At 69.2% G+C, this 26,828-nt stretch carries 29 protein-coding genes and 1 pseudogene; 17 read left to right on the top strand and 13 right to left on the bottom strand.

Annotated elements, in window-relative coordinates; genetic code table 11:
* The first annotated feature begins 312 nt into the window (after positions 1-312).
* Together ACFYO2_RS11490 and ACFYO2_RS11485 are read left to right on the top strand one after the other, a co-directional pair.
* The gene (locus ACFYO2_RS11490) at positions 313-648 is read left to right on the top strand and encodes a hypothetical protein (RefSeq protein WP_388347243.1); all 336 of its coding nucleotides are present in this window, start codon (positions 313-315) and stop codon (positions 646-648) included.
* Between the two features lie 167 nt (positions 649-815).
* Complete coding sequence (locus tag ACFYO2_RS11485) at positions 816-1,220, top strand: hypothetical protein (protein ID WP_388347241.1); 405 nt, start codon at positions 816-818, stop codon at positions 1,218-1,220.
* 601 nt (positions 1,221-1,821) lie between these two features.
* Here the strand turns inward: ACFYO2_RS11485 and ACFYO2_RS11480 are convergent.
* Together ACFYO2_RS11480 and ACFYO2_RS11475 are read right to left on the bottom strand one after the other, a co-directional pair.
* Positions 1,822-2,067, bottom strand: a complete 246-nt coding sequence (locus ACFYO2_RS11480; RefSeq protein WP_004000830.1) for a hypothetical protein — start codon at positions 2,065-2,067, stop codon at positions 1,822-1,824.
* On the bottom strand, positions 2,055-2,306 hold the full coding sequence (locus tag ACFYO2_RS11475) for a hypothetical protein (protein WP_388347238.1): 252 nt from the start codon (positions 2,304-2,306) through the stop codon (positions 2,055-2,057). The genes ACFYO2_RS11480 and ACFYO2_RS11475 overlap by 13 nt, the downstream gene beginning before the upstream one ends.
* Positions 2,307-2,579: 273 nt before the next feature.
* On the opposite strand from ACFYO2_RS11475, the gene ACFYO2_RS11470 reads away from it, so the two are divergent.
* Both ACFYO2_RS11470 and ACFYO2_RS11465 read left to right on the top strand, forming a co-directional pair.
* Complete coding sequence (locus ACFYO2_RS11470; RefSeq protein WP_388347595.1) at positions 2,580-3,299, top strand: XRE family transcriptional regulator; 720 nt, start codon at positions 2,580-2,582, stop codon at positions 3,297-3,299.
* Between the two features lie 2 nt (positions 3,300-3,301).
* Positions 3,302-3,772: an NUDIX domain-containing protein gene (locus ACFYO2_RS11465; RefSeq protein WP_388347236.1), complete on the top strand. Its 471-nt coding sequence runs from the start codon at positions 3,302-3,304 to the stop codon at positions 3,770-3,772.
* 582 nt (positions 3,773-4,354) lie between these two features.
* Here ACFYO2_RS11465 and ACFYO2_RS11460 read toward each other — a convergent pair.
* Complete coding sequence (locus tag ACFYO2_RS11460) at positions 4,355-4,759, bottom strand: hypothetical protein (protein WP_388347235.1); 405 nt, start codon at positions 4,757-4,759, stop codon at positions 4,355-4,357.
* Between the two features lie 99 nt (positions 4,760-4,858).
* Between ACFYO2_RS11460 and ACFYO2_RS11455 the strand changes: the two are divergent.
* A pseudogene (locus ACFYO2_RS11455) lies at positions 4,859-5,455 on the top strand (transposase family protein); the annotation flags it as partial.
* A 540-nt stretch (positions 5,456-5,995) separates the two neighbouring features.
* Here the strand turns inward: ACFYO2_RS11455 and ACFYO2_RS11450 are convergent.
* Positions 5,996-6,199 (bottom strand): DUF397 domain-containing protein, encoded by a 204-nt coding sequence (locus tag ACFYO2_RS11450; RefSeq protein ID WP_388347233.1) that lies wholly within the window; start codon positions 6,197-6,199, stop codon positions 5,996-5,998.
* 17 nt (positions 6,200-6,216) lie between these two features.
* A complete protein-coding gene (locus tag ACFYO2_RS11445) occupies positions 6,217-7,068 on the bottom strand; it encodes a Scr1 family TA system antitoxin-like transcriptional regulator (RefSeq protein WP_388347231.1) in 852 nt (283 codons plus the stop codon).
* A gap of 157 nt (positions 7,069-7,225) precedes the next feature.
* Between ACFYO2_RS11445 and ACFYO2_RS11440 the strand changes: the two genes are divergently transcribed.
* Positions 7,226-7,705, top strand: coding sequence for an ATP-binding protein (locus tag ACFYO2_RS11440; protein WP_388347229.1), 480 nt, complete (start codon positions 7,226-7,228; stop codon positions 7,703-7,705).
* Between the two features lie 137 nt (positions 7,706-7,842).
* Complete coding sequence (locus tag ACFYO2_RS11435; protein ID WP_388347227.1) at positions 7,843-8,043, top strand: hypothetical protein; 201 nt, start codon at positions 7,843-7,845, stop codon at positions 8,041-8,043.
* Between the two features lie 86 nt (positions 8,044-8,129).
* Here the strand turns inward: ACFYO2_RS11435 and ACFYO2_RS11430 are convergent, their stop codons facing one another.
* The 5 genes from ACFYO2_RS11430 to ACFYO2_RS11410 form a co-directional block, all read right to left on the bottom strand.
* On the bottom strand, positions 8,130-8,909 hold the full coding sequence (locus ACFYO2_RS11430; RefSeq protein WP_266434683.1) for a succinate dehydrogenase iron-sulfur subunit: 780 nt from the start codon (positions 8,907-8,909) through the stop codon (positions 8,130-8,132).
* Positions 8,909-10,663, bottom strand: a complete 1,755-nt coding sequence (gene sdhA / locus ACFYO2_RS11425) for a succinate dehydrogenase flavoprotein subunit (protein ID WP_388347225.1) — start codon at positions 10,661-10,663, stop codon at positions 8,909-8,911. The genes ACFYO2_RS11430 and sdhA overlap by 1 nt, the downstream gene beginning before the upstream one ends.
* A gap of 24 nt (positions 10,664-10,687) precedes the next feature.
* Complete coding sequence (locus ACFYO2_RS11420; RefSeq protein ID WP_388347223.1) at positions 10,688-11,182, bottom strand: succinate dehydrogenase hydrophobic membrane anchor subunit; 495 nt, start codon at positions 11,180-11,182, stop codon at positions 10,688-10,690.
* A gap of 9 nt (positions 11,183-11,191) precedes the next feature.
* Positions 11,192-11,572: a succinate dehydrogenase, cytochrome b556 subunit gene (gene sdhC / locus ACFYO2_RS11415; RefSeq protein ID WP_388347222.1), complete on the bottom strand. Its 381-nt coding sequence runs from the start codon at positions 11,570-11,572 to the stop codon at positions 11,192-11,194.
* Between the two features lie 191 nt (positions 11,573-11,763).
* Positions 11,764-12,315, bottom strand: coding sequence for a 2-oxo-4-hydroxy-4-carboxy-5-ureidoimidazoline decarboxylase (locus ACFYO2_RS11410; protein WP_388347220.1), 552 nt, complete (start codon positions 12,313-12,315; stop codon positions 11,764-11,766).
* A gap of 210 nt (positions 12,316-12,525) precedes the next feature.
* On the opposite strand from ACFYO2_RS11410, the gene ACFYO2_RS11405 reads away from it, so the two are divergent.
* The 3 genes from ACFYO2_RS11405 to ACFYO2_RS11395 all read left to right on the top strand — a co-directional run bounded on the left by ACFYO2_RS11405 (position 12,526) and on the right by ACFYO2_RS11395 (position 15,479).
* Positions 12,526-14,187, top strand: a complete 1,662-nt coding sequence (locus tag ACFYO2_RS11405) for a family 20 glycosylhydrolase (protein WP_388347219.1) — start codon at positions 12,526-12,528, stop codon at positions 14,185-14,187.
* A 133-nt stretch (positions 14,188-14,320) separates the two neighbouring features.
* Positions 14,321-14,836, top strand: a complete 516-nt coding sequence (locus ACFYO2_RS11400; protein ID WP_388347217.1) for a hypothetical protein — start codon at positions 14,321-14,323, stop codon at positions 14,834-14,836.
* Between the two features lie 76 nt (positions 14,837-14,912).
* On the top strand, positions 14,913-15,479 hold the full coding sequence (locus tag ACFYO2_RS11395; RefSeq protein ID WP_388347215.1) for a hypothetical protein: 567 nt from the start codon (positions 14,913-14,915) through the stop codon (positions 15,477-15,479).
* Positions 15,480-15,564: 85 nt separating this feature from the next.
* On the opposite strand, the gene ACFYO2_RS11390 is transcribed toward ACFYO2_RS11395, so the two are convergent.
* The gene (locus ACFYO2_RS11390) at positions 15,565-16,053 is read right to left on the bottom strand and encodes a DUF1877 family protein (RefSeq protein WP_388347213.1); all 489 of its coding nucleotides are present in this window, start codon (positions 16,051-16,053) and stop codon (positions 15,565-15,567) included.
* 172 nt (positions 16,054-16,225) lie between these two features.
* On the opposite strand from ACFYO2_RS11390, the gene ACFYO2_RS11385 reads away from it, so the two are divergent.
* Positions 16,226-16,630: a hypothetical protein gene (locus ACFYO2_RS11385; RefSeq protein WP_388347212.1), complete on the top strand. Its 405-nt coding sequence runs from the start codon at positions 16,226-16,228 to the stop codon at positions 16,628-16,630.
* Between the two features lie 105 nt (positions 16,631-16,735).
* Here ACFYO2_RS11385 and ACFYO2_RS11380 read toward each other — a convergent pair whose 3' ends face one another.
* Complete coding sequence (locus ACFYO2_RS11380) at positions 16,736-19,453, bottom strand: FG-GAP-like repeat-containing protein (protein WP_388347210.1); 2,718 nt, start codon at positions 19,451-19,453, stop codon at positions 16,736-16,738.
* 215 nt (positions 19,454-19,668) lie between these two features.
* On the opposite strand from ACFYO2_RS11380, the gene ACFYO2_RS11375 reads away from it, so the two are divergent.
* From ACFYO2_RS11375 to ACFYO2_RS11355, 5 genes are all read left to right on the top strand, one after another.
* The gene (locus tag ACFYO2_RS11375; protein ID WP_388347208.1) at positions 19,669-20,100 is read left to right on the top strand and encodes a hypothetical protein; all 432 of its coding nucleotides are present in this window, start codon (positions 19,669-19,671) and stop codon (positions 20,098-20,100) included.
* 160 nt (positions 20,101-20,260) lie between these two features.
* Entirely contained in the window at positions 20,261-20,890 is a 630-nt protein-coding gene (locus ACFYO2_RS11370; RefSeq protein ID WP_388347206.1) for an RNA polymerase sigma factor, read from the top strand.
* The gene (locus ACFYO2_RS11365) at positions 20,887-21,750 is read left to right on the top strand and encodes a hypothetical protein (RefSeq protein ID WP_388347204.1); all 864 of its coding nucleotides are present in this window, start codon (positions 20,887-20,889) and stop codon (positions 21,748-21,750) included. Before ACFYO2_RS11370 ends, ACFYO2_RS11365 begins: the two co-directional genes overlap by 4 nt.
* A 364-nt stretch (positions 21,751-22,114) precedes the next feature.
* Positions 22,115-22,777, top strand: a complete 663-nt coding sequence (locus tag ACFYO2_RS11360) for an RNA polymerase sigma factor (protein WP_388347202.1) — start codon at positions 22,115-22,117, stop codon at positions 22,775-22,777.
* On the top strand, positions 22,777-23,907 hold the full coding sequence (locus ACFYO2_RS11355) for a hypothetical protein (RefSeq protein WP_388347200.1): 1,131 nt from the start codon (positions 22,777-22,779) through the stop codon (positions 23,905-23,907). Before ACFYO2_RS11360 ends, ACFYO2_RS11355 begins: the two co-directional genes overlap by 1 nt.
* Before the next feature lie 246 nt (positions 23,908-24,153).
* Here the strand turns inward: ACFYO2_RS11355 and ACFYO2_RS11350 are convergent, their stop codons facing one another.
* Positions 24,154-24,996, bottom strand: coding sequence for a L,D-transpeptidase family protein (locus ACFYO2_RS11350; protein WP_388347199.1), 843 nt, complete (start codon positions 24,994-24,996; stop codon positions 24,154-24,156).
* A gap of 232 nt (positions 24,997-25,228) precedes the next feature.
* Here ACFYO2_RS11350 and ACFYO2_RS11345 point away from each other — a divergent pair, with 232 nt between their 5' ends.
* Positions 25,229-26,809 carry a methylmalonyl-CoA mutase gene (locus ACFYO2_RS11345; protein WP_388347197.1) on the top strand — a complete coding sequence of 527 codons (1,581 nt, stop codon included), beginning with the start codon at positions 25,229-25,231 and terminating at the stop codon, positions 26,807-26,809.
* The last annotated feature ends 19 nt before the right edge of the window (positions 26,810-26,828 follow it).

The raw sequence follows: 26,828 nt of genomic DNA, 5'->3' as shown, positions 1-26,828 counted from the left end.
GGGGCCCGCGTCGGGCAAGGCCAGGGGGCCACTCGTTCAAATTCCGGGCAGGGGGAAAGCCTGCCCGAGTTGCCGGGCCAGCGTACGGCCCCTGACCATGCCCGACCCCAACCCGGGCAGGACACCGGCCAAAGCCCACTCCACCGCCCTCATGCACGCAACCGTCTGACGGCAACGCCGACGGCAACAGGGGCGCACAGAACGGCACTTCCACGCACACCCACGCACCGGTAAATTCCTGCTGACCTGCGAAAACGCAGGCAGAAAGGAGGCACCCAGCACACGTACTATGTGCTGGCGGGTGAGACTCCCGTGCTCGTGCATAACTCCGGAGGCTGCCCCGATCTGGATGCGCTTTCACAGAGTGGAATGCGTCCAGCCAAGGGGAAGACGACTCATGCAGGGCGTGAATACCAGAAGCATATGAACCGCGGCGATCTTCCTGTGGTTCCCGGCAAGGAGTTGAAGACTGCCGGGCAGGATTTGTTGGACGACATTCTAACCAATCCGCAAACCGCTACGTCCGCTGTCAATTCCGGCAACTTCGCGGGCGGAACGCGGTATATCATGCCGGACCCTGCTGGTGGGCGCGGGATCGGTGCGACCTTCGACGCAAATGGACAGTTCCAATACTTCGGGCGGTACTAGGCATGTTGGTAATCGAGCCGTGGGATGCAAAGGTGCGCGGCGCCGCTAGTCTCGCTGACCTTCGGGGTGCGATCGCGGGGGCGCCTGTGAGTGCGGTCCGCTACGTAGTTCCGCAGGGGGAAACCTGGCCCGAAGGGCACAGGGAGGATCGTGCTCATGAAGTCGACATGGCCGTTGAACTGGTCATGAGTACCGGGGCTGCACTGTCACTGTCCTGGGCGATGGATGGACTCAACGAAGGGATGGCGATCGAGCTTAGGGAGCCTGGAGAGTCGGACGCCGACTTGCCAGGGGACACTGTCGACGTGAGCGACCATGTCGATTGGGAGAGGTTCCTTGGGGCGGATATTGTGGAAATCATCCCTGCCTGGCACATTCCCAATGAAGGTTGCCCTGAAATGCCCTGGGCGTATCGCCTCGGATTCTCCAATAAGTCAAGCCTGGTTATTGCGCTAGGTGCGGCTGAGGGGGAGGGGTTCACGTATATGCCCGATGAGCTGATCGTATTCTTCGACGAGAATCTCGCAGCTTCCTATAGAATCCCAGCGAGTAATACTTCTTCACTCGGATAGGTTGAACCGAGTGAGAGGATTCGGTAAGCGCCTGGTGCGGTACGCGTAATATCCGAGCCTCTCTATTTCTCGGGAGAATAGAGTTTCTTTACTTGATCAAGGGCGTCCCGCTGACGCGGGCCGCCGCGCGTCGGCGGTCGGTGACCGCCGCCCGCTCCTGTCTGCCGCCCCGCTGGCGACGGCCGCCGACCACTCGGCGCGCAGAGCCCGGGAGCGTAAGCCGGACCACCAATCGGAAGCCCCGGTCCGACCGCTCAGCAGCAGACTGGCCGGGCACCTGAGAGGCCGCCCGGCGGGCTCGCGCCGTCCCGGACGCCCATGCCGGCTGCCTGGCTGGGGGCCGTGACGACGGAGATAACTGGGCTGATGCCGGCGCGGGGTTGAGCGAGACACACGTGGCGGGTGATCGGTCGGCGCGCCCGCCGTCGTGGCTGACTTTCTGTGGCAGAGGCCAGAACCCCCACAGTCATGGGCACGGCACGCACGTGAGGCCCGTCCCTGCCGAGGCTGACGAGTGCGGGGGAGCCTCGATCGGCTGCGCCCGGCAGGGACGGGAGTCGGGTGGGTCAGCGCGGTGCGGCGCCTGGGCGAGCGAGGTGGGTCACGTCTGGCGCCAGGTCCGCCAGGGGCGGGTGATGATCTCCCGGTAGGTGTGGTGGGACGGGTTCTGGCCGCAGTGTCGCAGCACCCAGTCCTGCGGTTCGGCGAAGTCCTCGCTTGTCGGCGAGGTCTCTCCGTCCACGGCGCACTGCATCGCGTAGAGGACCGGCTCCGCGTCCGGCTCGCGGTCGGGCTGGAGCGTCCACGTCTCGTAGCGCAGGACCGAGCGCGGGGTCACCGTCCCCACCTCCGGTTGGCCACGGCCACCTTCGCGCTCAACTCCTCCGTCGGAGTCGGCGAACGTACGTCCTCGGGCGGCACGTCCCACTCCAGGCCACCGCGCGGCGGCCGAAGCTGCACGTACGGCCCCACATGCCCCATCACCACCCCCACCTTGCCGCTCCGCCGGTCGACCACCAGGGCGCCGGCATCGGGCGAGACGGTGTGCCCGTCGGCATCAGGGACGGGGGACGTCATCGTGACCACCCCGGCGAGGCGGCGCGGGACCGGGCGTCCAGTCGCAGGGCGGGAACACGTGGGGTGGCACTCATTCGCACGGTGACGCTCCTCGGCGGCGTTGATGCGTGCCCCTGGGCCTGTTAGTGCCGCAGGGTCGGCACCGATCCTCACGCCGGTCACCGGGACGAAGGAACCTCCACCAAACCCCACTTCGGGACGTCCTGCACCGTGTAGAACGTCCCTGGTGCCGTCCTGAGACGAAGGGGGAGACTCGTGCCGAACGAGAGACTACGAGCCGTCATGGCGGCGGGAGGCTGGACGTACGCCGCACTCGCTCAGCAGGCCGAGGTCGACCCCAAGTCGGTCGAGCGCTGGGTGAACCTCGGGCGTATCCCACGCCGTGCCACAGCCCTCCAGGCGGCCAAGGCCCTGGGAGAAGACGTGCACGCACTCTGGCCGGCGCTCCGCCAGGCCCGCCCCGCCCGCGCCATCAGCCCCGAACTGGTCGCGCTCTACGAACAGCGGGCCGACATCCCCGTCTCGACGTTCACCGACCTGATGGCCCAAGCCCGGGAACGGATCGACATCCTTGTCTACGCGGCGGTCTTCCTCCACGAGGCTTACCCGCGGCTGAACGAACTCCTCAAGGAACGTGCCGCAGAAGGCTGTACCGTCCGCATCGCGATCGGGGACGCCGACAGCGACAACGTCCAAGCCCGCGGTCAGGAGGAGCGGTTCGGCCACGGCATCGAATCCCGCTGCCGCCTCGCGCTCATGCACTACTGGCCGCTCGCTGGCACCCCCGGCATCGATGTCCGCACTCACGGCACCACGCTCTACAACTCCCTCTACCGGGCCGACGACCAGCAACTCGTCAACGCACACGTCTGGGGCGTTAACGCCTACGCCGCCCCCGTGTGGCATCTTCGCCGTCACGAGACAGGCGGCATGTTCGACACCTACGCCGACAGCTTCGACGCGGTGTGGGCGACGGCGACCCCCGTGCGAGAGGAAGGCTGATCGTGGCGCGCACCGAGTACTACGACGACCCGAACGCGCCCAAGCCGAACAGCATGGTCGTCGCCGCTTCCGCCGTCGTCACCGACGACCACGGGCGCATCCTCCTCCAGCGTCGCCGCGACAACGACCTGTGGGCGCTGCCCGGAGGCGGTATGGACCTCACCGACTCCCTGCCAGGCACGGCCGTCCGCGAGGTCAAAGAGGAGACCGGCCTCGATGTAGAGATCACCGGCCTGGTCGGCACCTACACCGACCCGAAACACATCATCGCCTACACCGACGGCGAGGTCCGGCGACAGTTCAACGTCTGCTTCACCGCCCGCATCACCGGCGGCCAACTGACAATCTCCGACGAGTCCACCGAGCTCCGGTTCGTGCCGCCGGAAGAGATCGAGCAGCTGCCGATGCACCACACTCAACGACTCAGGCTCCAGCACTTCCTGGAACAGCGCGAGAAGCCGTACCTGGGCTGAACCCACTGACGGCAGTAGCTGACGGCAACAACCCCGCACAACCACGGACACCCACGTACTTCACCGAACCAGCAAACTGAGCTTGACCTGCGGAAAAGCAGGTAGAGGGGTCCGCGTAGCACACGTACTATGTACTTGCTGGTCAGACGCCGGTCCTCGTTCACAATTCGGGACCGAACTGCGGGGTTCCGCTTGGAGGTAAGAATGAGTTGGTATGAGCACGTGGCGCGGATGGAGAGAGAGCTTGAGCTTCCCGATTCTGACAGGTCTGTCTGGGGTGCGCATGACTTGATCGCAGCCGACTCCCTTAGGGATTTCATCGCCAGGGGTTTGGAGTTGGTTCCGGAGAAGGAGTCGAGCAATTTTATTGCCGCTCTCGGTGAGGCAGATTCGAGATTTCTCTCGTATACGGAAGTCGACGAACTGGGCGCCCTCCTTCGGCTGGCTGGTGATGAGCCTAAAGCGCGTGGATGGTGGTGGGTGCGTATTCCGCGATCTGGTCCCATCCGGAGAGAGCTAGACCGATTTTCTGCGTCGCTCTAAGAGCTGTCCCGTAACCCACGAGGCTGAGGTCATGTTGTGTCAGGGTCGGTACCGATGGGCACCGGCCGAGCGAAGCAAACGCCCGAGGTCTCCGGTGAGGATGCGGGGGTGTCGCCGCCACCACCACAGCTCGGGTCCGGGCAATCTGTGGAACTGGTGGAGTGCTTGGCCGTCGTCGTCGACGGTCGCGGCCTTGTACCGGTCGTCCAGAGCTTTGATCTGCGGAGTCCAGAGCTGAACGATGTGTTCGTCCAGCAGGAGCCACGCCTCGTGCAGCCAGTTTCGGCAATAGAGGTCGTTGGTGTACTCGTAGATGTCATCGCCGTAGCCACGCTCGATGACGCTCACCAGGGCGGCCCACGCGTTCACCCTTTCAGCGACCGTGAATGCCGTTCGCCAGCCGCGCTGGTGCAACAGCTCTCCCACCTGGGTTTCAGTAGCCACGGGCGTGAGGCTCTCATGCCGAATCCGTCCGGGCGACCGAGATATGTCTCGCCAGAGGCTGCGGGTTCTGGAACATGATCGAGGTGAGACGATCTCGCTGTGGCTGGTGTGATCACGGCGTCGGAACCCTCCTGGATAGCCCCGTTCACCGGGTTGAGCCCGCGACAGTTCACGAAGCTCGTGACCGCGTTGCGGCGGGACGGAACCGACCCGATGCGTAGAGGTCGCCCCTGGGGCCTGCCGCTAGAGGACAGGGTCTTGCTGGTGGCGGCGTACTGGCGGACGCACCTCACCTGCGGCAGCTAGCCCCGCTGTTCGGGGTGTCCAAGTCCGCCGCAGACCGGATGATCGCCCACCTCGGGCCATCGCTCGCCCTGCAGCCTCGCAAGCGGTTCCGGAGGGACACCGTGCTGATCGTCGATGGCACCCTCGTCCCCACCCGTGATCACACGATCGCCGAGCAGTCGAAGAACTACAGGTACTCCACTAACCACCAGGTCATCATCGACGCCGATACCCGTCTGGTGGTCACAGTCGGCCGACCGGTCCCGGGGAACCGCAACGACTGCAAGGCATGGGAGCTGTCCGGAGCGAAGGACGCCATCGGCCGGACTACCGTGATCGCTGACGGCGGGCTACCGGGGCACTGGCCTGGTCATCCCTCACCGCCGTGACCCCGGCCAGGCCGAACTCCCGCCGATTCTGATTCGGAATCTCTCCGAGAGGATCTCATTCCCGATTGGTTCGCAGAGGTGACTCGCGGATCCGTTGTAGTCGGTCATGACGGCCCGGCGTCCTTGGGGGTTCAACAGTATGTTTCCCGTCGGGGCGAAGAACCGTGGGAACTTCAGGACTGGCTATTCTGCTTCGACCCGCAGTTGAGGGGTTGGGCATGGTGGGATGCGACCCAACTTACCGATGAATCGGTGGTGCTGTGGGTCGATTCTTCTGGGGAGCCGGTTTCCCATGTGAAGAGTTCCGCTGGCTGGCTTACGCCTGTGGTGCGAAGACCGTTGAGGGGCCTACTCTAAGGTCTGTCTCAGAGTGGCGGCAATCGCGTCAGGATTCGGCGACATAGAGGAGTGCTCTTCGGCTCTCTGGCAGATTCTGCTGAGGGGCCAAGAGCCGAGCCGCGGTGCGAGCGCGCCCAGATATTGCCGAAGGAGTAGACGAGGGCCAGGGGTGCGGTGACCGCCATGACCACGGTAACGGTGCGCCGGGTGAAACGCTTAAGGACTACGTCCGCGTTGTTGTCGCGGCACTGTGCTCGGGCCTCAAGGCTGCTATCAGAGCGCAGAGTTGGTGTGGGCCGGTGCTGAGGATGGTCTTCGGTTCGTCGCTTTCGCGGAGGAGGATCGTTCCGGCGGGAGTGGCGGCGAGGTAGACGCAGGCGGAGCCTTCTTCACTGTAGGTCGACTTCTGCCAGGCCGATTCGGTCATGGTTGGTTCCTCCGGTCTCATGTGTCTTGGGTGATGCGGTGGATGAGGTCGCGGGAGGCGGCGGGCTTCAGGGCGACTGCTTCCATGCGGTCCAGGACGAGCCGGTACTTCTCCAGTTGTCCTGCGGCGTCGATGAGTTCGCTGCCGTGGGCGGTGTCGACCTCGACGGTGTCGAGGGCAGGTACCGGGCCGTGGAAGTAGTCGACGGCGTGGCCCGTGGTGGGAAACGAGGTGCCGTCGAAGGGGATCACACGGAGGCTGATGTTGGCCTGCTCGCTGGTCTCGGCGAGGTGCTTGAGCTGAGCCCTGGCAACTTCGCGGCCGCCGAACTGCATGCGCAGCGCGGCCTCGTGGACGATTGCCGTGTACGACGTTGGCTGCTCGCGGTGGAGGACGGCCTGGCGCTTGATGCGGTGGGAGATGCGGTACTCGATCTCATGCGGGCGCAGCGCCGGTACTGCCTCCCGGAACAGGGCGCGGGCGTGTTCTGGTGTCTGGAGCAGTCCGGGGAAGTTGATGACCTGGGTCACGCGCAGGGCGGTGGCGTGGTGTTCCATCTCGGCGAGGTCGAGGAGGCGGGGCGGCAGGATGTCGCGGTACTCCTCCCACCAGCCGCGCGTGCGGTCCGCGGCCATGTCGGCGAGGGCGTCGACCAGGGGCTGGTCCGTGCAGCCGTAGATATGGGCGAGCGTGCGCACGCGATCCGCGCTGATTCCGAAGCGGTTGGCCTCGATGTTGCTGATCTGGGCCTGTGTGGTGCCCAGGGAGCGGGAGGCCTCGGCGGCGGTCATGCCGGCGCGTTCCCGCATCCGGCGCAGTTCTACGCCGATGCGGAGGCGGCGTGCCGTTGGGGCGCTGCGTGGTGCCATGTCCTCGCTCCGTTTCGTACGCCTGGCGTGGCGGTCACCCACACGAGGTAAAAGCCTGAAGGTTTTGCCGCTCTGTGCAAAACCTTCAGCATCTGCAGTCTACGGTGAGACCCGCGCCGCCCAACCGGCCCAAGTCCCCCGACCGCAGGAGGCATTCATGGTCACCGTATCCCCGTCGGAGTGCGAGACGTCCCCAACATGGGCGTATGCCCTCCAGCTGCCCCACGACGCCCGCGCAGCCCGCATCGCCCGTGTCACCCTGCGAGCCGTACTCGCAGGACACGGCATGGACCAACTCCATGAGGTCGCTGAGCTGTTGGCCTCTGAGCTGGTCACCAACGCCTACCGGTACTCGGACGGGCCGGCGGCCCTGCGCCTGCGCGGACTCGGCGGCAACCGGCTGCGGGTGAGCGTCTGGGACACCAACCCGCACATCCCGCCGCCCTTCGATAAACGGTCCCGGCCCCTGTGCCCGGTTCCGGCGACAGCAGCCGGCGGGCGTGGCCTGTTCCTCGTATGCCACTACGCAGAAACCTGGGGCGGCTATCCGCTCGGAGACGACCTCTTCGGGCGAGGCGGGAAGCTGCTCTGGTGCGAGCTGGCAGTCAGGACGGTGGGCGGGGTGGCTGCGGCGTGAGCTGGGTCGAGTGCCGGGCGGCCGTGGCAGGCCGCGTTATCGTGGGAGACGCGACACGCTCTGTAATCAGTGCAGGACCGTGGTGACCATCATGACCGAGCGTTCGACGGCCATAGACGCTCTATCTGCTGCTCGACATGAAGGTCCAGGACATCTCCGCCTTCTGGGATCCGTCCCCCAAGGGGTACCGCTCCCGCACCAACGTCCCCTTCGGGCGGCCCTTGCGTGTTCCCGCCCCGTTCGACTTCGAGCTCGACACCTCGGAGTTCGCGGTGCTGTCAGGGGAGAGCGACCCCGAGGCGGACAACGTCGGCGAGGACGCCCAGGGGCAGGCCTGACCCCGGCTCACTTCGGGCACACGCAAGGACCCCGCCCCGGTGCGAAACCGGGAAACGGGGCCCTCAGGGACGTAGCGAAGACGACGTCAGTAACGCCGCGTGATCAGCGCCCTCTTCACTTCCTGGATCGCCTTCGTGACCTCGATGCCGCGCGGGCAGGCGTCCGTGCAGTTGAACGTGGTGCGGCAGCGCCAGACGCCGTCGCGGTCGTTCAGGATCTCCAGCCGCTGCTCCGCCGCGTCGTCGCGCGAGTCGAAGATGAAGCGGTGGGCATTGACGATGGCGGCCGGGCCGAAGTACTGGCCGTCGTTCCAGAAGACCGGGCAGGACGACGTGCAGGCGGCGCACAGAATGCACTTCGTCGTGTCGTCGAAGCGCTCGCGGTCCTCGGCCGTCTGGAGACGCTCGCGCGTGGGCTCGTTCGTCTCCTTCGTGATGAGGAAGGGCATCACGTCGCGGTACGCCTGGAAGAACGGGTCCATGTCCACGACCAGGTCCTTCAGGACCGTCAGGCCCTTTATGGCCTCGACCGTGATCGGCTTCTCGGGGTTGAGGTCCTTGATCAGCGTCTTGCAGGCCAGACGGTTCTTGCCGTTGATCCGCATGGCGTCCGAGCCGCAGATGCCGTGCGCGCAGGAGCGGCGGAAGGTCAGCGTGCCGTCCAGCTCCCACTTGATCTTGTGGAGGGCGTCGAGGACGCGTTCCTTCGGGTCGATCTCCACCTGGAAGTCTTCCCAGGTCGCTTCCGCCGAGACCTCGGAGTTGAAGCGACGGATGCGGAAGGTCGCCGTGATGTACGGGGAGTCGGCGAAGCCGGGCTCGGGCGTGCCGGCCGCGTCCGCCTTGTCCAGGGTCGGGGTTGCCATCAGTACTTACGCTCCATCGGCTGGTAGCGGGTCTGGACGACCGGCTTGTAGTCGAGACGGATGGACTCGGTGCCGTCGTCGCCCACCTCGCGGTACGCCATGGTGTGGCGCATGAAGTTGACGTCGTCGCGGTTCGGGTAGTCCTCGCGGTAGTGACCGCCGCGGGACTCCTTGCGGGCCAGGGCCGACACCGCCATGACCTCGGCCAGGTCGAGCAGGTTGCCCAGCTCGATGGCCTCCAGGAGGTCGGTGTTGAACCGCTTGCCCTTGTCCTGGATCGAGACGTTCAGGTAGCGCTCGCGCAGCTCCGCGATCTTCTCCACGGCCGTCTTGATCGTCTGCTCGGTGCGGAACACCATGACGTTCGCGTCCATGGTCTCCTGCAGCTCGCGGCGCAGGACCGAGACCCGCTCGGTGCCGGTGGCGTCGCGCAGGCGCTCGACCTGGTCCAGCACCAGCCGCGCCGGGTCCTCGGGCAGCTCGACGAAGTCCGCCTTCTGGGAGTACTCCGCCGCGGCGATGCCCGCCCGCTTGCCGAAGACGTTGATGTCCAGGAGGGAGTTCGTGCCCAGGCGGTTCGCGCCGTGCACCGACACACAGGCGACCTCGCCGGCCGCGTACAGGCCGGGGACGACCGTCGTGTTGTCCGCGAGGACCTCGCCCTCGACGTTCGTCGGGATGCCGCCCATCGCGTAGTGCGCGGTGGGCTGGATCGGGATCGGGTCCGTGTACGGCTCGATGCCCAGGTAGGTGCGCGCGAACTCGGTGATGTCCGGGAGCTTGGCGTCCAGCTGCTCCGGCGGGAGGTGCGTGAGGTCGAGGTAGACGTGGTCGCCCTCGGGACCGCAGCCGCGGCCCTCACGGATCTCCGTGTAGATGGAGCGGGACACGACGTCACGGGACGCGAGGTCCTTCATCACCGGCGCGTACTTCTCCATGAAGCGCTCGCCGTCCTTGTTGCGGAGGATGCCGCCCTCACCGCGGGCGCCCTCCGTCAGCAGGATGCCCATGCGCCAGATGCCGGTCGGGTGGAACTGGAAGAACTCCATGTCCTCCAGGGGGAGGCCGCGACGGTAGACCGCCGCCTGGCCGTCGCCTGTCAGCGTGTGCGCGTTCGACGTCACCTTGAAGAACTTGCCGCAGCCCCCGGACGCGTAGATCACGGCCTTCGCCTGGAAGACGTGGATCTCGCCGGTCGCCAGTTCGTAGGCGATGACACCGGCCGAGCGCTTCACGCCGTCGACCTCGGTGATCAGCTGGTCCAGGACGTAGAACTCGTTGAAGAACTCCACGCCCTCCTTGACGCAGTTCTGGTACAGCGTCTGGAGGATCATGTGGCCGGTGCGGTCGGCCGCGTAGCAGGAGCGGCGGACCGGGGCCTCGCCGTGGTTACGCGAGTGACCGCCGAAGCGGCGCTGGTCGATGGTGCCGTTCGGGGTGCGGTTGAACGGCAGGCCCATCTTCTCCAGGTCGAGGACCGAGTCGATGGCCTCCTTCGCCAGGATCTCGGCGGCGTCCTGGTCGACCAGGTAGTCACCGCCCTTGACCGTGTCGAAGGTGTGCCACTCCCAGTTGTCCTCCTCCACGTTGGCCAGCGCGGCGGCCATGCCGCCCTGCGCGGCGCCCGTGTGGGAGCGGGTGGGGTAGAGCTTGGTCAGCACGGCGGTGCGGCTGCGCTTCGTCGACTCGATGGCGGCGCGCATACCGGCGCCACCGGCGCCGACGATGACGGTGTCGTACTTGTGGATCTTCATGGGTGGATTACCTCAGCCCCGTGCCTAGCGGATGTTCGGGTCGAAGGTGAAGATCACCAGCGTGCCCAGCAGGATGGTGAACACCGTGGCGGTGTAGAGCAGGCCCTTGAGCCACAGCCGGGTGCCCGGGCGCTCCGCGTAGTCGTTGATGATCGTACGCAGGCCGTTGGCGCCGTGCAGCATCGCCAGCCACAGCATCAGCAGGTCCCAGACCTGCCAGAACGGGGACGCCCAGCGGCCCGCCACGAAGGCGAAGCCGATCTTGGAGACGCCGCCGTCCAGCACCAGCTGGATCAGCAGGTGGCCGATGACCAGGACGACCAGGACGATGCCCGACAGGCGCATGAACAGCCACGCGGCCATCTCGAAGTTGCCCCGTGTGGACTTCGGGGTCTTCTTGGTGCGCTGACGCGGCGCCTCGATGAGCGGGGCCGGGTTGTCGACGCTGTAGAGGGACTCGCCCTCGACAGGGCCGATACCGGACGCGGCGGTCTCGGTGGTGACGGTGTTGTTTGACATGCGCGCGCGTCAGCTCCCGAACAATTCGCGGTAGGCGTGGCCGAGGACGGGGTAGATCGCCCCGATCATCAGTACGACCCACACGCCCAGGACGGACCAGAACATCTGCTTCTGGTAGCGCGGGCCCTTCGACCAGAAGTCGACGGCGATGACGCGCAGGCCGTTGAGTGCGTGGAAGAGGATGGCGGCGACGAGGCCGTACTCCAGGCACGCGACGAGCGGGGTCTTGTAGGTGGCCACGACGTTGTCGTAGTCCTCGGGGGAGACACGGACGAGCGCGGTGTCCAGCACGTGAACGAACAGGAAGAAGAAGATGAGGACGCCGGTGACTCGATGAGCCACCCAGGACCACATTCCTTCCCTGCCGCGGTACAGCGTTCCAGCCGGCACGGAAGAACCCTCCGGGAGCGGGGATTGGGGCCGCGCCGGCTTCTGTGTCGGACGGGCCCGGCCGGGTACGGTCCACCGGCCCCCAGCATCGTAGCGAGACGCTGGCGCTGGGCTTACGCGGGGCCTCTCGGTGTGATCAAAGTGGCACGCGTATGGGTTAGGGTCGGCGGGTTCTGGGGCGGTGTGTCCTGTTATGTGCCGGGTGTGGCGCCGTTGTGGCTGGTCGCGCAGCTCCCCGCGCCCCTTAGGCGACTCGCCAACCGTCCTCTTGCCAGGCGCCGGAGTTCCTCTGCCGTCACGACCCGCTCCTCCTCCGGATCGTTCGTCAATCGTGACCGGATGGCTGCCAGGAGCTGATCGGCGGCCTCTGAAGGGGGTACCCCGTCCAGGCAGATGACGAACCGGTGTCCGAACCGGGCCTCGTACGCCGCGTGCGCCGCGTCCAGCGCCATGTGTGCCGCCCCGTACGCGTCGTCCGGCAGTACCGGCAGTGTCTCGGCGGCCAGGGCCTCGGTCAGATCGCCCGGTGTCAGGTCGTACGCCGCCTCGTCGGATGCGGCGAGGAGGGAGTCCGGGTTCGGGTAGGGGCGGTGGGCGGCGACCCGTGTGGCCCAGCGGAGGCTGTGGAGGCAGGTGAGGAGGGTGTGGAGGATCTCGTAGGCGGGGGCGGTGTTGAAGTGCTCCAGCGGGGCAGTCGAGCCGGGTGTGTCCCGGGTCTGCTCGGGCAGCGAGGGTATGGCCATTCGGCCAGGAAGGTGTGTGGGCGTCACGTGGGTTTCGGCAGGGGGTGATGTGAGAGATGTGGCGTCACGTTATCGAGAGCGCACATCAGGTGTCCGACGGATGCCCGAATTTCATCCGAACGGGAGAGTTTCAGAACGTGTGGTGGACGAGACTCGGCCCCCCGAGAGCCTAGGTTTGGTGCCGTGAGTCAGCACAGACGGAGTCAGCAAATGCGCAGGACACCGGTGAAGAGCGCGTTGCGGCGAACGTGGGTGCTGATCGTCGCGGTGGTGGTCGTGACGGTCGCGGCCGGGGTGAGCCTCGGCCTGCTGGCCGCCGGCGACGACGGCGACGGCGGAAGTCGGCCCGTGGGATCGGCGCAGGAGGACTCGTCCCGGAGCGCTCCCACGGGAGAGTCGTCCCGCGCCGCCTCGAAGACCCCGAGCCCCACGCCCACCCGCTCCTACCCGCTGTCGAAGACACCCCGCACCATCCCGGCCGTCCGCAGCCACACCCCGGCGCGCGGACCCGGTTGGACGCCGGGCAAGGGTGAGCGGGTCGTGGTCAGCGACGGGGACCTCGCCGACGAGGGGCGGCTGCTCGCCGGTGAGCTGGGGCTGACGTACGCCGGTGAGAAGGACGACGTGCGCGCCGGGGACGTACGGCTGGCACTGAACGACGACGAGGGCGCCGATCCGGAGTCGTACACGATGACCGTGCGCGGCGGGCGGGTGACCGTCAGCGGGCCCGCGGACTCGGGTGTGTTCTACGGCACGCGCACGCTGAAGCAGGAGGTGCACGGGGGCGGTACGGCGCCGGAGGGTGTCGTGCGGGACGAGCCGGCCGAGCCGGTGCGCGGGTTCATGCTGGACATCGCGCGCAAGAACTTCACCGCGGACTGGATCGAGGACCGGGTCCGCGAACTGGGCGACCTGAAGTACAACCAGCTCCATCTGCACTTCTCCGACGACCAGGCCTTCCGTATCGAGTCCGACACGCATCCGGAGATCGTCTCCTCGGAGCATCTGACGAAGGCGCAGGTCAAGGAGATCGTCGGTCTCGCTGCCGGTCGCCACATCACCGTGGTGCCGGAGATCGACTCGCCCGGGCATCTGGGGGCGGTCATCGCCGCGCATCCCGACCTCCAGTTGCGCAACGTGCGCGGTGTGCCGGTGCGGGGCGCGGTCGACATCTCCGACCCCGATTCCGCCGAGATCGTCGACGACCTGCTGAACGAGTACGCCGGCCTGTTCCCCGGCGGCCAGTGGCACCTCGGCGGCGACGAGTACCAGGCGCTGGTGGTGTCCGACCCCGAGGCGTCCTTCCCGCAGCTCGCCTCCGCGGCCCGGGAGGCCCACGGCTCCGGCGCGAGCGTCGAGGACTTCACCACCGGCTGGCTCAACGACCGCGCCGACACGGTCCGCGCCCACGACAAGAGCCCCCGTGCCTGGAACGACGGGTTCTTCAGGGGTACGTCCGTCAAGGCCGACAAGGACATCCAGGTCGCCTACTGGACGGGCAAGGAGATCGGGGCGCGGCTGCCGGCCGGGTATCTGAGCGAGGGGCGGAAGGTCGTCAACTACAACGACGAGTTCCTGTACTACGTCCTCGGACAGCCGCAGACCTTCGTCTATCCGACCGGGCAGCGGATCTACGAGCAGTGGACACCGCTCGTCCTGCGCGGCACGCAGGCGGTTCCGGCGAAGTACGACGACCAGATCCTCGGCGGGACCTTCGCGGTGTGGTGCGACTTCCCGAACGCGCAGACCGAGGCGCAGGTCGCGGCCGGGATCCGGATGCCGCTCAGGGCGACGGTCCAGAAGCTGTGGGATTCGGGGAGGCCGGAGCTGTCCTGGACGGGGTTCAGGGCGCTCGCGGACCGACTCGGCTGACCACGGTTCGGGAGCGGGGCGGACGGACCGCGGCGGTTGGACTGGGACGGATTGTTCCGTCCGGCTGCGAACGGCCGTACGAATGTGGTGTATTCGGGCGGAGCCGTACGGAGAGCAGCCGGGGGGAACCGGAATGGGCTACTGGGGGTATTTCGTCGTCGGTCGCGGGGAGCGGCCGCTCGCGGAACGGGAGGCGTTGGCCGGCGTCAAGGGCCTGTCGCTGCGGGCGTCGGCGCCGGGCGGGTGGCAGGTGTGGGAGTACCCGAGCGGTGACGGCGACGTCGGCAGCATGAACGGGCTCGCCGTGGAGACGGGCGCGCCCGCGCTTTTCGGGTACGTCATGGACAGTGCGACGGCGGTCGTGGAGGCGGCGGGGCCGGAGAGCGGGGCGTGGACGACCTGTCTGGCCCGGGCGGTCATGGCCACCTATCTCGGCGCCGACCGGGAGGGGCTGACCGTGGAGGACTACTTCCTGGATCCCCGGGACGCCGCCGAACGGGCCGTCGCGTGGGCGGCGGAGGCGGGGCACGAGGCGGCCGCCGAGCCGGTGTACGAGGTCCTGACCGCAGACTCCGACCCCGCGGCGGGCCTGTTGGCCGAAAACCTGTTCTTCCGGCTGCTCGATCGGCTCGGCGTGGTGCCCCTGTGACACTCCCGGGCCGTCGCGCGCAGTAAGGGGAAGTGCGGGCTCCGTTAGGGATGGCCGCCTGGCGAGGGAGCGTGGGATGAGCCTGGTGGAACTGATCGCTCAGGCCGACGAGCGCGGACTGGCCACCAGCGGGTTGGCTTGTTTGGATCGGTGCCTGCCTCTGCTGGCCGGCGACGACGAGGTGCTGCGGCCGCTGTGGGCCGGCCTCGCGGACGACGGCGACATCGGAGACTGGGGCATGCGCATCGCCCAGGTGCGCGACAAGCTCGCCGGCGTCGGCCCCGCGGAGTCCGCCGGGGACGAGGCCGCGCTGCTGGCCAGCCGGATGCTCGCCGCCGCCCCGGCCGACCTGTCCGCCGCCGAGGTACGGGTGTGGGCCGACGCCTGTTCCGTCGCCTCCCTGCAGATCCACCGCCTCCTCGACCCCTCCGCCGGCCGGGCGTCGTCCGTCGACGCCCCCCGAGAGGGCCGTACGGAGGGCATGCCGCCCCTCGTCGCCGCCGAACTGCGCCGCCAGATCACTGTCCTGGAACTGCTCGCCGAACACGGCGCGGGCGGCGTGCGCCGGGCGCTGGAGGTGTCGACGGACGGGCGGCGAGTGCTGCGCGCGGTGGTGTCGCGGCGCTCCCGGAAGAAGCGCTGAGCGGCGGCCGGCAGAGAGGCTGAGCCCTACTGGCTCACCGCACCAGCCGATTCACCGCGCCAGCCATTTCACCGCGCCAGCCATTTCACCGCACCAGCCATTTCACCACCGCGTCCCCGTAGAAGGCCGTCTGCGTGTAGAACGCGGTCAGGTCCCGGTGCGCGGACTCGAACATGCACCGGGCGCCCGGTTCCGCGCCCGCCCCGCCGTACCTCGGCAGCAGTTCGTCGCGGGCGTCCCGCCACAGCGCCTCGAAGTCGGCCGACGTGAGGTAGTCGGCGACCCGGGCCGTCTGGGCGGCCGTCAGCAGCAGGAACGGCGGTTCGTCGGGTCCGTTCGGGAAGACCGGGCCGCCGCCGAGGACGACATGGGATCGCGGGCCGTTCCGGGCGTGGTGCGGGGGTGCGCCGGTGTAGAGGAGCTCGTGGCCGAGGTAGCCCTTGTCGAGCACCTCCTCACGGCACCGGCCGATTCGTTGCCGCACGGTGTCCCAGTCGTCCTCGAACAGCCGTCGCAGCCAGGTCGCGCTGTTGCGCAGGGCCGGGGGCGGCACCGCGCGGAGATGGAAGTACATGCTCATCACAGAGAGGAGCGCACGGGAGCGGCGGAGTGTCACACCCGTGTAAACCTCATTCCTGAGGGAGTCGTGTGACTGTCGTGGGGCGGCGGTGGGGCGGTCCTGCACCGGTTGCGGAAATGCTCCGGATCCGGGTGACGAAACGCCGTCCGACCACGCTTTTCACGGTGTGACGACTGTGACGAGTGCGACGACACATCAGGAGACCAGGCCCTCCGCCGCGACCAAGCCCGTGCGGTGGGCGGCGGACGTGGTGTCGACCCTGCGCGAGGGGGCGCGGCTGCGGCTCGACTACTCGGCGCGGAGTCTGTGGAGCGTCGACCGGATGATCGAGGAGATACGGCGGGACGGGGCGCCCTACGCCGCGGTGGAGACGGTGCTGCGCGGGCTCGGCGCGTACGCCGGTGAGGTGATCGTCCGTCAGGCCGGCGCCGAGTGGTGGGCGTCGGGCGGCGACCACTGGATCCGCACCCCCGACGGCCGCCTGTGGGACCCGCTCGACGAGGCCCGCCGGTGCTTCGCCGAGGACGGGTCGCTGCGGCTGCTGTGCCGGGACGCGACGGCGGGGAAGTGACGGCGGGGACTGACGGCGGGGAACTGACGGCGGGAAATGAGGATGGGGAAGTGACCGTCCGGCCCGGATACGGCGGCCGGACGGTCACTTCTCCTGAGCCGGCTGCTACGGCGTCAGGGTCTGCCCCAGGCGGCCGTCCGTCGGGGTGCCCAGCGTGGTCTTGCTGTAGATGACGGTGTCGGCGTAGCCGAGGCCCGTGCTGTTGCTCGGCAGGTGCAGGAGGATGCCGTCGGTGCCGTCCTCGCCGTCGGAGCCGAACGTCAGGTCCGCGCGGCCGTAGCCGGACAGGTCCGACAGGGACACGGACGAGCCGAACCGGTCGCCGGCCTCGGTGGCGCCCGGGACGCCGGAGGTGTCCTGCGAGACGCCGATCGAGCCGGAGCCGGTGAGGCCGGAGGCGCTGCCCCTGACCAGGATCGCGTCGCCCGCGTCGGCACGGTTGACGCCGTCGCGAGTGAGGTCCTCGCCGGGGGCGCCGGCGAGGGCGTCGGCGTAACCGTCGGCGTTGTAGTCGCCGACCGAGACCGAGGTGCCGAAGGCGTCGCCGGACTCGTTGCCGCCCGGGACGCCCGTCGTGTCCTGGTGGATGGTCGTCATGCCGGTGGTGGTGAAGCCGGTCGACGTGCCGGGGACCATGGTGATCTGACCGCCCGAGATGCCGCCGGACTCCGAGGCGACCGGCTGGCCGATGACGATGTCGTCGTAGCCGTTGCCGTTGACGTCACCCGCGGCGATGGAGCGGCCGCCCCTCACGGAGATGACCCCGACCTTGGCGAGGCCGGTCGCCGAGCCCGCGAAGCGGACCACGCGGCCGATGCCGCCGGTGTCGCGGTAGTTGAGGGCGACGTCCGCGTAGCCGTCCCGGTTGAAGTCGCCGGTCGCGGCGTCCAGGTAGGCGACGGAACCGGTGGCGGAGGTGAGCGCGCCGTACTGGTACTTGCCGCTGCCCAGCCGGACGTTCCAGTTGCCGCCCGTGCCGGAGCCGGCCGCGAAGACGTCCGCCTTGCCGTCGCCGTTGAAGTCGCCGACGGTGACGGCGGAACCGAGCTTGGCGCCGGCCGCCGTGATTCCCGAAGTGCTGTACGAGAAACCGGTGTTGAGCGCTGGGCCGTACATGACCGTGACCTGGCCGCGGTCGGTGCCGCTGGTGTCGTCCTCGCCGGGGGTGCCGATGGCGAGGTCGGCGTAGCCGTCGCCGTTGACGTCGCCCCAGGCGGTGGAGGTGCCGAAGGCGTCACCGGTCTCGGTGGCGCCGGGGACGCCCGTGCTGTTCTGGGTGAGCGTGACCGTCGCGGCGGGGACCGGCCCGCTGACGCTGCCGGGGATCACCTTCACCGCGTTCGCCTTCGGGACGCCCGCGACCAGGTCGGTGACGCCGTCCCGGTTGAAGTCGGAGGTGGCCAGGGCGTGCGAGATGCCCGGCGTCTTGGCGACCTGGGCGATCCGGGTGAGCTTGGAGTAGAGGTTCGCGCCGGGGCAGGCCGTGGCGTTGGTGTCCCGGTGCCCGAAGACGCGCGGCAGCGTGATCGACTGGCCCTTGGGGACCTTGTTGCCGTCGACGCCCTGGTCCGAGCCCGAGGTCAGCGTCACCTTGCCGGTCGGGTCGATGCCGTACATCCCGAACTTCCACGCCACGATCCGGGAGATCGCGTCGAGCGCGGCCCGGCTCGGCTGGGCCGTCTCGAAGTTGCCGATGTACGAGATGCCGACGGTGTTCGTGTTGAAGCCGATGTCGTGCGCGCCGATCACGGGGAGGTCCATGCCGCCGCTGCGGCCCTCGAAGATCTGGCCGCACTTGTCGACGACGAAGTTGTAGCCGATGTCGTAGTAGCCGCGGGAGAAGTGTTCCTGCTGGATGGACCTCAGCCGGGCGGCGGACTGGGCGCAGGACACGGTGTTGTCGCTGTCCACGCCGGTGTGGTGGATGACGGCGGCCTTGATCTCGGTGCCGTAGCCCGGCGTGCCGTCGTAGTCCGTGGAGGCGCCCCACTGCGCCTGTGTGATGATCGGCGGCTTGACGACGGTCGAGGGCCGGGGGGCGGGGACCGTGGAGGTGGGGGACGGCGAGGCCGTCACCGACGGGGAAGCCGAGGTCGAGGTCGACGGCGAGACCGACGGGGACGTCGGCGCCGAGGTCGACGGGGAGGCGGAGTCGGACGCCGGGTCGGTGGGCGTCACCGTCGCCGTGGGAGAGTCCGTCGCCGTGGAGAAGTCGGCCGACGTTGGGGAATCGGTTGCCGTCGGGGTCTCCTCCGCGAATGCGGCCGGCTCCAGGTCGGCAGCACCGGTCGGCCTCGGGTCGGTGCCCGGATCCAGCAACTTGACGTCCATGCCGGCGGGTTGGCCGCCCGCCTCCGTGCCGTCCGCCTTCACGACGCGCACCTCGACGCCGTCGGAGTCGCCGGTCCACACCGAGACGGTACCGCCGCGCACGGCGACCCGCTCGCCCTCCGCGCCGTCGGCCTGGCTCGGCTCGTTGTCCAGCTTCTGCCAGCCGGACCACTCGCCGGTCGTCAGGTCCCGGGTGCGTACCTCGGGCGTGCCGTTGGCGTGCGCGTCCGGGTCGTCCCAGGTCACCAGCACGGCGCTGAACCGGTCCGTCTCCTGCTTGGCCAGCCCCCTGCGGCCGCCGCCCTCGCTGCTGAGCTTCAGGGTGTGCACGGCCGGCTTGCGGCTCTGGCCCCTGGCGTCGGACTGCGCGGGCTGACCGGCCATCGCGTACGTGGCGACGCCCGCGCCGCTCAGGACGACGGCTCCGATCGTCAGCCAGGCTCTCCGCCGCAGACTCAGCGGTCTGTACGCATGGGTCTTGCGAGGACTCAACTACCCCACCCCTACACAAATGGTTACGTAAGCGTCACCTGTCACACAGGTCGCACTTGTACAGCGCACAGATCCGGTCGGACGTCACCGACCAGGGAGGCGGAAGCGACCAGTGATGTTTCTGAGGCGACAGACGCTTGGTCAGGCGGGGGGAGTGGCCGGAGGCGGGAGCTCCCGAGACCGACCGAGCGAAGGGGGCCGACGTGGACAAGGGGATGGGCAAGAGAGACGAACGCGGGCAGGGCGCAAGGCAGATGCGGCCGTACGCGACGGCCTTCGTCGCCCGCGTCACCGCACGCAACCGACTGCCGCTGGACTACTCCGTGGCCAGCCTGCGCGTCGTCGACTTCCTGATCGACGGACTGCGCAAGGGCGGCGCGGACCGGCAGCACGCGCGTCAGACGCTGCTGGAGCTCGGGGCGTACGTCGGTGAGGTGCTGGTGCGCCGGGCGGGGGCGGTGTGGGTGGACCTCGACGTCGAGCAGCGCGCCTACTTCGGCCAACCGGTCGGCGTACGCATGCCGGACGGCCGGGTCTGGAACCCGCTCGGCAAGGTCCACAACCGTTTCGACACCGGTGGTCCCGAGGAGTCGCTGCGGACCTTCTACCTCACGCTGCACGGCCGGGCACGGCGGGTCGTGGCGTGAGGTGCCCGCATCGTCCGGGCCGTTGATGACCGTGGGATGCACGAGCGGCTGTGACACTTTTGTGAAGTCCGGCGCTGATCACCGTGGGGGACATGAGCAAGGGCGGCCGGATCTGCACCATGGGGATCCGCCGCCGACCGGGTACGGACGAGGACGGTTCTTGGGTCAAGGAGGGGAACCCCGCCGGGTGCAGGCGTACGACGGGGAACTGGGCGCGGCCGTCGCGCGGGCCCAGCAGGGTGACGAGGCCGCCTTCGCGGTCGCCTACCGGCTGGTGCAGCCCGGCCTGCTCGGGTATGTGCGCGGGCTCGTCGGTGACGACGCCGAGGACGTGGCGTCCGACGCCTGGCTGGAGATCGCCCGGGACCTCGGCCGGTTCAAGGGCGACGGGGCCGGGTTCCGCGGCTGGAGCGCGACCATAGCCCGGCACCGGGCACTGGACCATCTGCGCCGCCAGAAGGTACGGCCCCGGCCGTCGGCGCTCGAACAGGACGTACTGGATCTGCCCGGCCCGCACAGCACCCACGACCAGGCGCTGGAGTCCATCTCCACGGAGTACGCCCTGGAACTGGTCCGCGGGCTGCCGCGCGACCAGGCGGAAGCCGTACTGCTGCGTGTCGTCGTGGGCCTCGACGGCCCCGCCGCCGCCCGCGTCCTCGGCAAGCGTCCCGGTGCGGTGCGCACGGCCGCGTACCGGGGGCTGAAGCGGCTGGCCCGCCAGCTCGGCGGCGAGAGCGCGGACGATGGTGTGACGGATGACGGTCCCCGGACGCTGGGGGAGTCGACATGACGGGCGACGGTGACAACAGGACGCCGGACGGCCCGATCCGGTGGGACGGTTCGGACGGACCGGACGGGAACGGACACGGTATGGGTGAGCGGCACAACGGCAGCGGGGTCCCCGACCGCCGACGCGTACGCCCTGACGATCGGGTTCCGGGCGGCCCTGCGGCCGACTCCGCCGCGTTGGAGACCCTGCTCGCCACCGCCATGCGCGCGGGCGGTATCGACGCCGAGGCCGAGCAGCGGGCCGTGGCCGCCTTCCGGGTCGCCCGGGACGCGGGTGCGCACCGCTCGCGCACCCGGCGCCGGGACGACTGGCGGCCCCGGGAGCACCGGCGCGCGACGCGTTCGCTGAGGACCACGCTGTCCGTGTTCCTCGCCAGCCTCACCCTCGGCGGTGTCGCCTATGCCGCGATCGGCTCGGTGGGCCCGTCCTCGGGCGACGCCGGAGACGACAGCGGAAGCGCCCGTGCCTCCGTGAGCGCCGAGGCGCGGCCGAGCGGCCCGACCCCCGCCCCGGGGTCCGGCACCTCGGACCGGCCGGTCTCCGCCGAGGACACCGAGGCCCACTGCAGGGCGTACGAGCAGGTCCAGGGCCGCGGCAAGGCGCTCGACTCGACGCTCTGGCAGCGGCTGGTGGCGGCCGCGGGCGGCGAGGCGAAGGTGCGGGCCTACTGCGTTGAGCAGTTGGCGCGGGCGGCGGCCGAGGGCAACCCGACCGACCCGGCCAATCCTGCAAAACCAGATATCCCGGATAAAGCGGCCAATCCGGGCAAGCCCGCCGACACCGGCGCGGACTCCGGCTCCGCCGGCGACAACGCCGGTAACGATCAGGAAAAGGCCGACAAGGCCAAAGAGAAGAACTAGGCCGGGAGCCAGGCCGAAGAGCAGAGCTGGGCCGAAGAGAAGAATCAGGCCTCAGACAAGAATCAGGCCCCAGACAAGAACCGACTGCCGCGGCAACGGCCGGGGCCGCCACCCCCCACAGGAGAGGCCCCGGCCGTCGCGCGGCACGGGCCGCGCGGCGGCCCGTACTTCCTACAGCGCCAGGTGTGCGTTTTCTGTCACACCCCCCGGTGTCACCGGCGGCACCCCAGGTGGTCGAACCTTGTACGGACATGGACGAGCAGCGGTTTCAGGTCGTAACGTGCCTTTCGCGCCGGGCGCGGAAGTTGCAGGATCACCGCAACCATCGGCGGCTCGAAGCCGCGACCATCGACTGAGGAACACTGTGCTGGGGGACGACGCGGAGCTGACGGCCGCCGTGCTTGCCGCACAGGACGGGGACGAGACCGCGTTCCGGACTGTGTACCGCACGGTGCACCCGCGGCTGCTCGGGTACGTACGGACACTCGTCGGCGATCCCGACGCCGAGGACGTGACGTCCGAGGCATGGCTGCAGATAGCCCGTGACATGGAGCGGTTCAGCGGCGACGCGGACCGGTTCCGCGGCTGGGCGGCGCGGATAGCCAGGAACCGTGCGCTGGACCACATACGCATGCGCGGCCGCCGCCCCGCGATCGGCGGCGACGAGACCGAACTGACCGGCAGACCCGCCGACTCGGACACCGCGGGCGAGGCCATGGAGGCCCTGGCCACCGACGGCACCCTCTCCCTCATCGCCCGGCTGCCGCAGGACCAGGCCGAGGCGGTCGTACTGCGGGTGGTCGTGGGCCTGGACGCCAAGACCGCGGCCGAGGCGCTCGGCAAACGGCCTGGTGCCGTACGGACGGCCGCGCACCGCGGTCTGAAGCGGCTCGCCGAACTCCTCGACGGCGATCCGGAATCGGTCGGCGGGCTCGACGCCCTGCCGCCCCCGCGAGAACCGCGCGGACGCGCGGTGACGTCCGCGAGTGTGACGGATACGCGTGCGCGGACGCAGAAGGACATGTGATGGCCGACGAGCACTATAGGTGGCTGGACCGCGAAACGGCGGAGCGTCTGCTGAGCGGAGAGTCCCTCGATGCTGTCGACGCGGCCGACCGCGACCAGGCCGAACGGCTCGCCAAGACCCTCGGCGCACTCTCCGTGGACCCGCCTGCCAGTGTAGAACTCCCTGGTGAGGCGGCCGCGTTGGCCGCTTTCCGCAAGGCGCGCACGGACCGCGTGGACGACTGGGTCGGCGACCGCGCTGCTGACGGCACCGGTGCGCGAGCCTCCCGGGGCCACCGCCCCCGCCCCCGTTCCTCCGACGCCGGCGTGGTCCGCATCGGCGGCCCGGACCCGGACGCTCCGCGCCGCGGCCGCACCCGCCCCCTGCGCCTCGGGCTGGCCGCCGCGCTGGCCGTCGGCATGGTCGGCGGGGTCGCCGTCGCGGCCGGAACCGGAGCGCTGCCGTTCGGCGACTCCGAACCGGAACCCGCCGCCTCGGTCTCGGCCGAGGTCACACCGGACCGCCCGCTGGTGACGCCCTCGTCGAGGGCCCCGCAGAGCGAGCCCACCCCCGACGGCACGACCGGCGACACCGGGCAGGGCTCCTCGCGCGACACCGCACGCGGCGGCCCGGCCACGCGGGACAACGGAACCGGAACCGGCGCCGACGGCCGCGGGGGCCACTCCGGCGCCGCATGGAGCGGGGCCGCCTCGGCCTGCCGTGCCGTGCGCGACGGCGAGAAGCTGAGCCCCGAGCGCAGGCGCACCCTGGAGGGCGCGGCCGGCGGCTCCGCTCAGGTGTGGAAGTACTGCAAGGGCGTGCTCGCCTCCGGCTCCTCCGGCGAGGACGCCAACGGCGACGACAAGGGCGGAACAGGCGACCAGGGCGCCCAGGAGGACAACGACGCCAAGGACGACCCGCACGACCGGGGCGACAGGGACGGCGGGAACCCCGGCGAGGGCGGCACCGGCAGCGAGGGCGGCACCGGCTACACCTCTCCCGGCCGCAACCACCACCACACGGACGGCGGGTTCGTCACGCCGTCGGCCTCCGCGTCCTCGTCGTCCTCGTCGTCCTCCGTTTCCCCCGCGCCGAAGCGGGCGATGGCCTCGAACGGGCCGACGCCCGGCCCGAGCTGCAGCGCTGTCTGATCGACAGGCGCCCCTGACCTGTGACACTGACCTGCGGTTTTGCGGTCCGCACGGGTCCCGTCGAAATTCTTCCGCGGTGGGTGTGACGTTTTCGGCCGCCATGGCGCAGTAATGAGTGAGCCGACTGGTCATCGGCCGTCGCACAGAGCCGGGGTTCCCCCCGTACTCACGGCTCGTGCACCTAGGCGCGGGCGGGACACGTTCCCCCGGTCCCGCCCGCGCCCCGCACGTCTCTTCTTCTCGCGCCTACCAGTGGACGACGACCTTGTCGCCGTTCCTCACCTGCGCGAACAGATCCGCGATGGCAGGCTCGTCCCGTACGTTGACGCAGCCGTGCGAGGCGCCCGCGTATCCGCGGGCCGCGAAGTCGGACGAGTAGTGCACCGCCTGGCCGCCGCTGAAGAACATCGCGTACGGCATCGGCGAGTCGTACAGCGTCGACACGTGGTGACGGGACTTCCAGTAGACGCTGAACACGCCCTCGCGGGTGGGCGTCCCCTGCGAGCCGAAGCGGACCGACACGGTGGTGACCGTCCGCCCGTCGATCATCCAGCGCAGGGTCCGGCTCGTCTTGCTGATGCACAGCACCCGCCCGGTCAGGCAGCGCGGATCCGGTGTGTCGGCCGGCTGCCCGCCCATCAGGTACAGGTCCCACTTGCCCGGCTCGTTCGTCATCCTCAGCAGCCGCTGCCAGGTGACGGTGTCGGTCTCGCCGGTCTTCGGCAGCCCGCGCTTGCCCTGGAAGCCCTTGACCGCCCGCTCGGTCAGGTCGTCGTACGACCCCGTCGGCCCGTCGAAGAGCCAGGCGACCTGCCGCAGCCGGGCCTGGAGTTCACGGACGTCCCGGCCGGTGTCGCCGCGGGACCAGAGGACTTCGGGGGCTTCGGGGGCGGGTTCGGTGTCCTTCTCGGTGGGCGCCGAGCTCGGCTTGTCGTCGGCCGGGCCGGCCGAGGGACTCTTGCCGGGCAGCTCGATGCGCACGGGTGAGCGCTGCTTGCCGTCCCCGTCGGCGGCCTGCACCGTGCAACCGCTCAGCGCGGCCAGGGCCAGCAGCGCGGCGAACCATCTCCCCATGCCCTCAGTACGCATTGCGACCCCCCGCCGTCTCACCGATGAGCACCCATGCCACCTGAGATGTCTGCCCCCGGATGACTGGTTGCGAACGGCGCGGCATTGTTGTGACCGGGACCTCGAAAGTCCTGTGAGCAAGGTCCCAGCGTGCTCCCCTCCACCGGGTGCACGCCCACCGCTACAGTCCGTCGAAGGGTCGGACCGTACCAGTTGGTAGCCGGCGAGTAACCTCAGCGGGAGGCAACACACCATGGCGCGCGAGTCGGAGTCCGGACTGCCCATCGAGCCCGTCTACGGGCCGGATGCTCTGGCGGGCTGGGACCCGGCCGAGAAGCTGGGGGAGCCGGGTTCGTACCCGTTCACCCGCGGTGTCTACCCGTCGATGTACACCGGCCGCCCCTGGACCATGCGCCAGTACGCCGGCTTCGGTACGGCGACCGAGTCCAACGCCCGCTACAAGCAGCTGATCGCCAACGGCACGATGGGTCTGTCGGTCGCTTTCGACCTGCCCACCCAGATGGGCCACGACTCCGACGCGGCGATCTCGAGCGGCGAGGTCGGCAAGGTGGGTGTGGCGATCGACTCGATCGACGACATGCGGGTGCTGTTCGGCGGGATCCCGCTGGACAAGGTGTCGACGTCGATGACGATCAACGCGCCGGCGGCACTGCTGCTGCTCATGTACCAGCTGGTCGGCGAGGAGCAGGGCGTACCCGCCTCCCAGCTCACGGGCACGATCCAGAACGACGTGCTGAAGGAGTACATCGCGCGCGGGACGTACATCTTCCCCCCGAAGCCCTCCCTGCGTCTGATCGCGGACATCTTCAAGTACTGCAAGGCCGAGATCCCGAAGTGGAACACCATCTCGATCTCCGGCTACCACATGGCGGAGGCGGGTGCCTCGCCCGCGCAGGAGATCGCCTTCACGCTCGCGGACGGCATCGAGTACGTCCGTACGGCGGTCGCGGCCGGCATGGACGTCGACGACTTCGCGCCCCGCCTGTCCTTCTTCTTCGTGGCCCGTACGACGATCCTGGAGGAGGTGGCGAAGTTCCGCGCCGCCCGCCGGATCTGGGCGAAGGTGATGAAGGACGAGTTCGGCGCGAAGAACCCCAAGTCGCTGATGCTGCGCTTCCACACGCAGACCGCCGGCGTGCAGCTGACCGCCCAGCAGCCGGAGGTCAACCTGGTCCGCGTGGCGGTCCAGGGGCTGGGCGCGGTGCTGGGTGGCACGCAGTCGTTGCACACCAACTCCTTCGACGAGGCGATCGCGCTCCCGACGGACAAGAGCGCGCGGCTGGCCCTGCGCACCCAGCAGGTCCTGGCCTACGAGACCGACGTGACGGCGACGGTCGACCCCTTCGCGGGCTCCTACGTCATCGAGAAGATGACCGACGACGTCGAGGCGGCCGCGATCGAGCTGATGGCCAAGGTGGAGGAGCTGGGCGGCGCGGTCGACGCGATCGAGCACGGCTTCCAGAAGGGCGAGATCGAACGCAACGCCTACCGCATCGCGCAGGAGACCGACTCCGGCGAGCGCGTCGTCGTCGGCGTCAACCGCTACCAGCTCGACTTGGAGGAGCCGTACGAGCCGCTCCGCGTCGACCCGGCCATCGAGGCCCAGCAGGCGGAGCGCCTGGCGAAACTGCGTGCGGAGCGGGACCAGGCGGCGGTGGACGCCGCTCTGGGCGCCCTCAAGAAGGCGGCGGAGGGCGAGGACAACGTCCTCTACCCGATGAAGGACGCGCTGCGGGCCCGGGCCACGGTGGGCGAGGTGTGCAACGCGTTGCGGGGCGTCTGGGGGACCTACGTGCCCAGCGACGCGTTCTGATCCCGATGTGACAGGCGTG

Source organism: Streptomyces sp. NPDC006602, from assembly GCF_042870385.1.
Classification (GTDB): Bacteria; Actinomycetota; Actinomycetes; order Streptomycetales; family Streptomycetaceae; genus Streptomyces.
This window is presented reverse-complemented; position numbering and strand designations above follow the sequence as displayed.

Excerpts from the sequence above, each read along its gene's own strand:
- ACFYO2_RS11355 (WP_388347200.1), top strand. The coding sequence starts at position 22,777 with ATGGCCGACGAGCACTATAGGTGGCTGGACCGCGAAACGGCGGAGCGT.
- ACFYO2_RS11365 (WP_388347204.1), top strand. The coding sequence starts at position 20,887 with ATGACGGGCGACGGTGACAACAGGACGCCGGACGGCCCGATCCGGTGG.
- ACFYO2_RS11390 (WP_388347213.1), bottom strand. The coding sequence starts at position 16,053 with ATGTACTTCCATCTCCGCGCGGTGCCGCCCCCGGCCCTGCGCAACAGC.
- ACFYO2_RS11420 (WP_388347223.1), bottom strand. The coding sequence starts at position 11,182 with ATGTCAAACAACACCGTCACCACCGAGACCGCCGCGTCCGGTATCGGC.
- ACFYO2_RS11410 (WP_388347220.1), bottom strand. The coding sequence starts at position 12,315 with ATGGCCATACCCTCGCTGCCCGAGCAGACCCGGGACACACCCGGCTCG.
- ACFYO2_RS11485 (WP_388347241.1), top strand. The coding sequence starts at position 816 with ATGGCCGTTGAACTGGTCATGAGTACCGGGGCTGCACTGTCACTGTCC.
- ACFYO2_RS11405 (WP_388347219.1), top strand. The coding sequence starts at position 12,526 with ATGCGCAGGACACCGGTGAAGAGCGCGTTGCGGCGAACGTGGGTGCTG.
- ACFYO2_RS11350 (WP_388347199.1), bottom strand. The coding sequence starts at position 24,996 with ATGCGTACTGAGGGCATGGGGAGATGGTTCGCCGCGCTGCTGGCCCTG.
- ACFYO2_RS11470 (WP_388347595.1), top strand. The coding sequence starts at position 2,580 with ATGGCGGCGGGAGGCTGGACGTACGCCGCACTCGCTCAGCAGGCCGAG.
- ACFYO2_RS11450 (WP_388347233.1), bottom strand. The coding sequence starts at position 6,199 with ATGACCGAATCGGCCTGGCAGAAGTCGACCTACAGTGAAGAAGGCTCC.
- ACFYO2_RS11395 (WP_388347215.1), top strand. The coding sequence starts at position 14,913 with ATGAGCCTGGTGGAACTGATCGCTCAGGCCGACGAGCGCGGACTGGCC.
- ACFYO2_RS11435 (WP_388347227.1), top strand. The coding sequence starts at position 7,843 with ATGAAGGTCCAGGACATCTCCGCCTTCTGGGATCCGTCCCCCAAGGGG.
- ACFYO2_RS11400 (WP_388347217.1), top strand. The coding sequence starts at position 14,321 with ATGGGCTACTGGGGGTATTTCGTCGTCGGTCGCGGGGAGCGGCCGCTC.
- ACFYO2_RS11440 (WP_388347229.1), top strand. The coding sequence starts at position 7,226 with ATGGTCACCGTATCCCCGTCGGAGTGCGAGACGTCCCCAACATGGGCG.
- ACFYO2_RS11345 (WP_388347197.1), top strand. The coding sequence starts at position 25,229 with ATGGCGCGCGAGTCGGAGTCCGGACTGCCCATCGAGCCCGTCTACGGG.
- ACFYO2_RS11430 (WP_266434683.1), bottom strand. The coding sequence starts at position 8,909 with ATGGCAACCCCGACCCTGGACAAGGCGGACGCGGCCGGCACGCCCGAG.
- ACFYO2_RS11375 (WP_388347208.1), top strand. The coding sequence starts at position 19,669 with ATGGGCAAGAGAGACGAACGCGGGCAGGGCGCAAGGCAGATGCGGCCG.
- sdhA (WP_388347225.1), bottom strand. The coding sequence starts at position 10,663 with ATGAAGATCCACAAGTACGACACCGTCATCGTCGGCGCCGGTGGCGCC.
- ACFYO2_RS11445 (WP_388347231.1), bottom strand. The coding sequence starts at position 7,068 with ATGGCACCACGCAGCGCCCCAACGGCACGCCGCCTCCGCATCGGCGTA.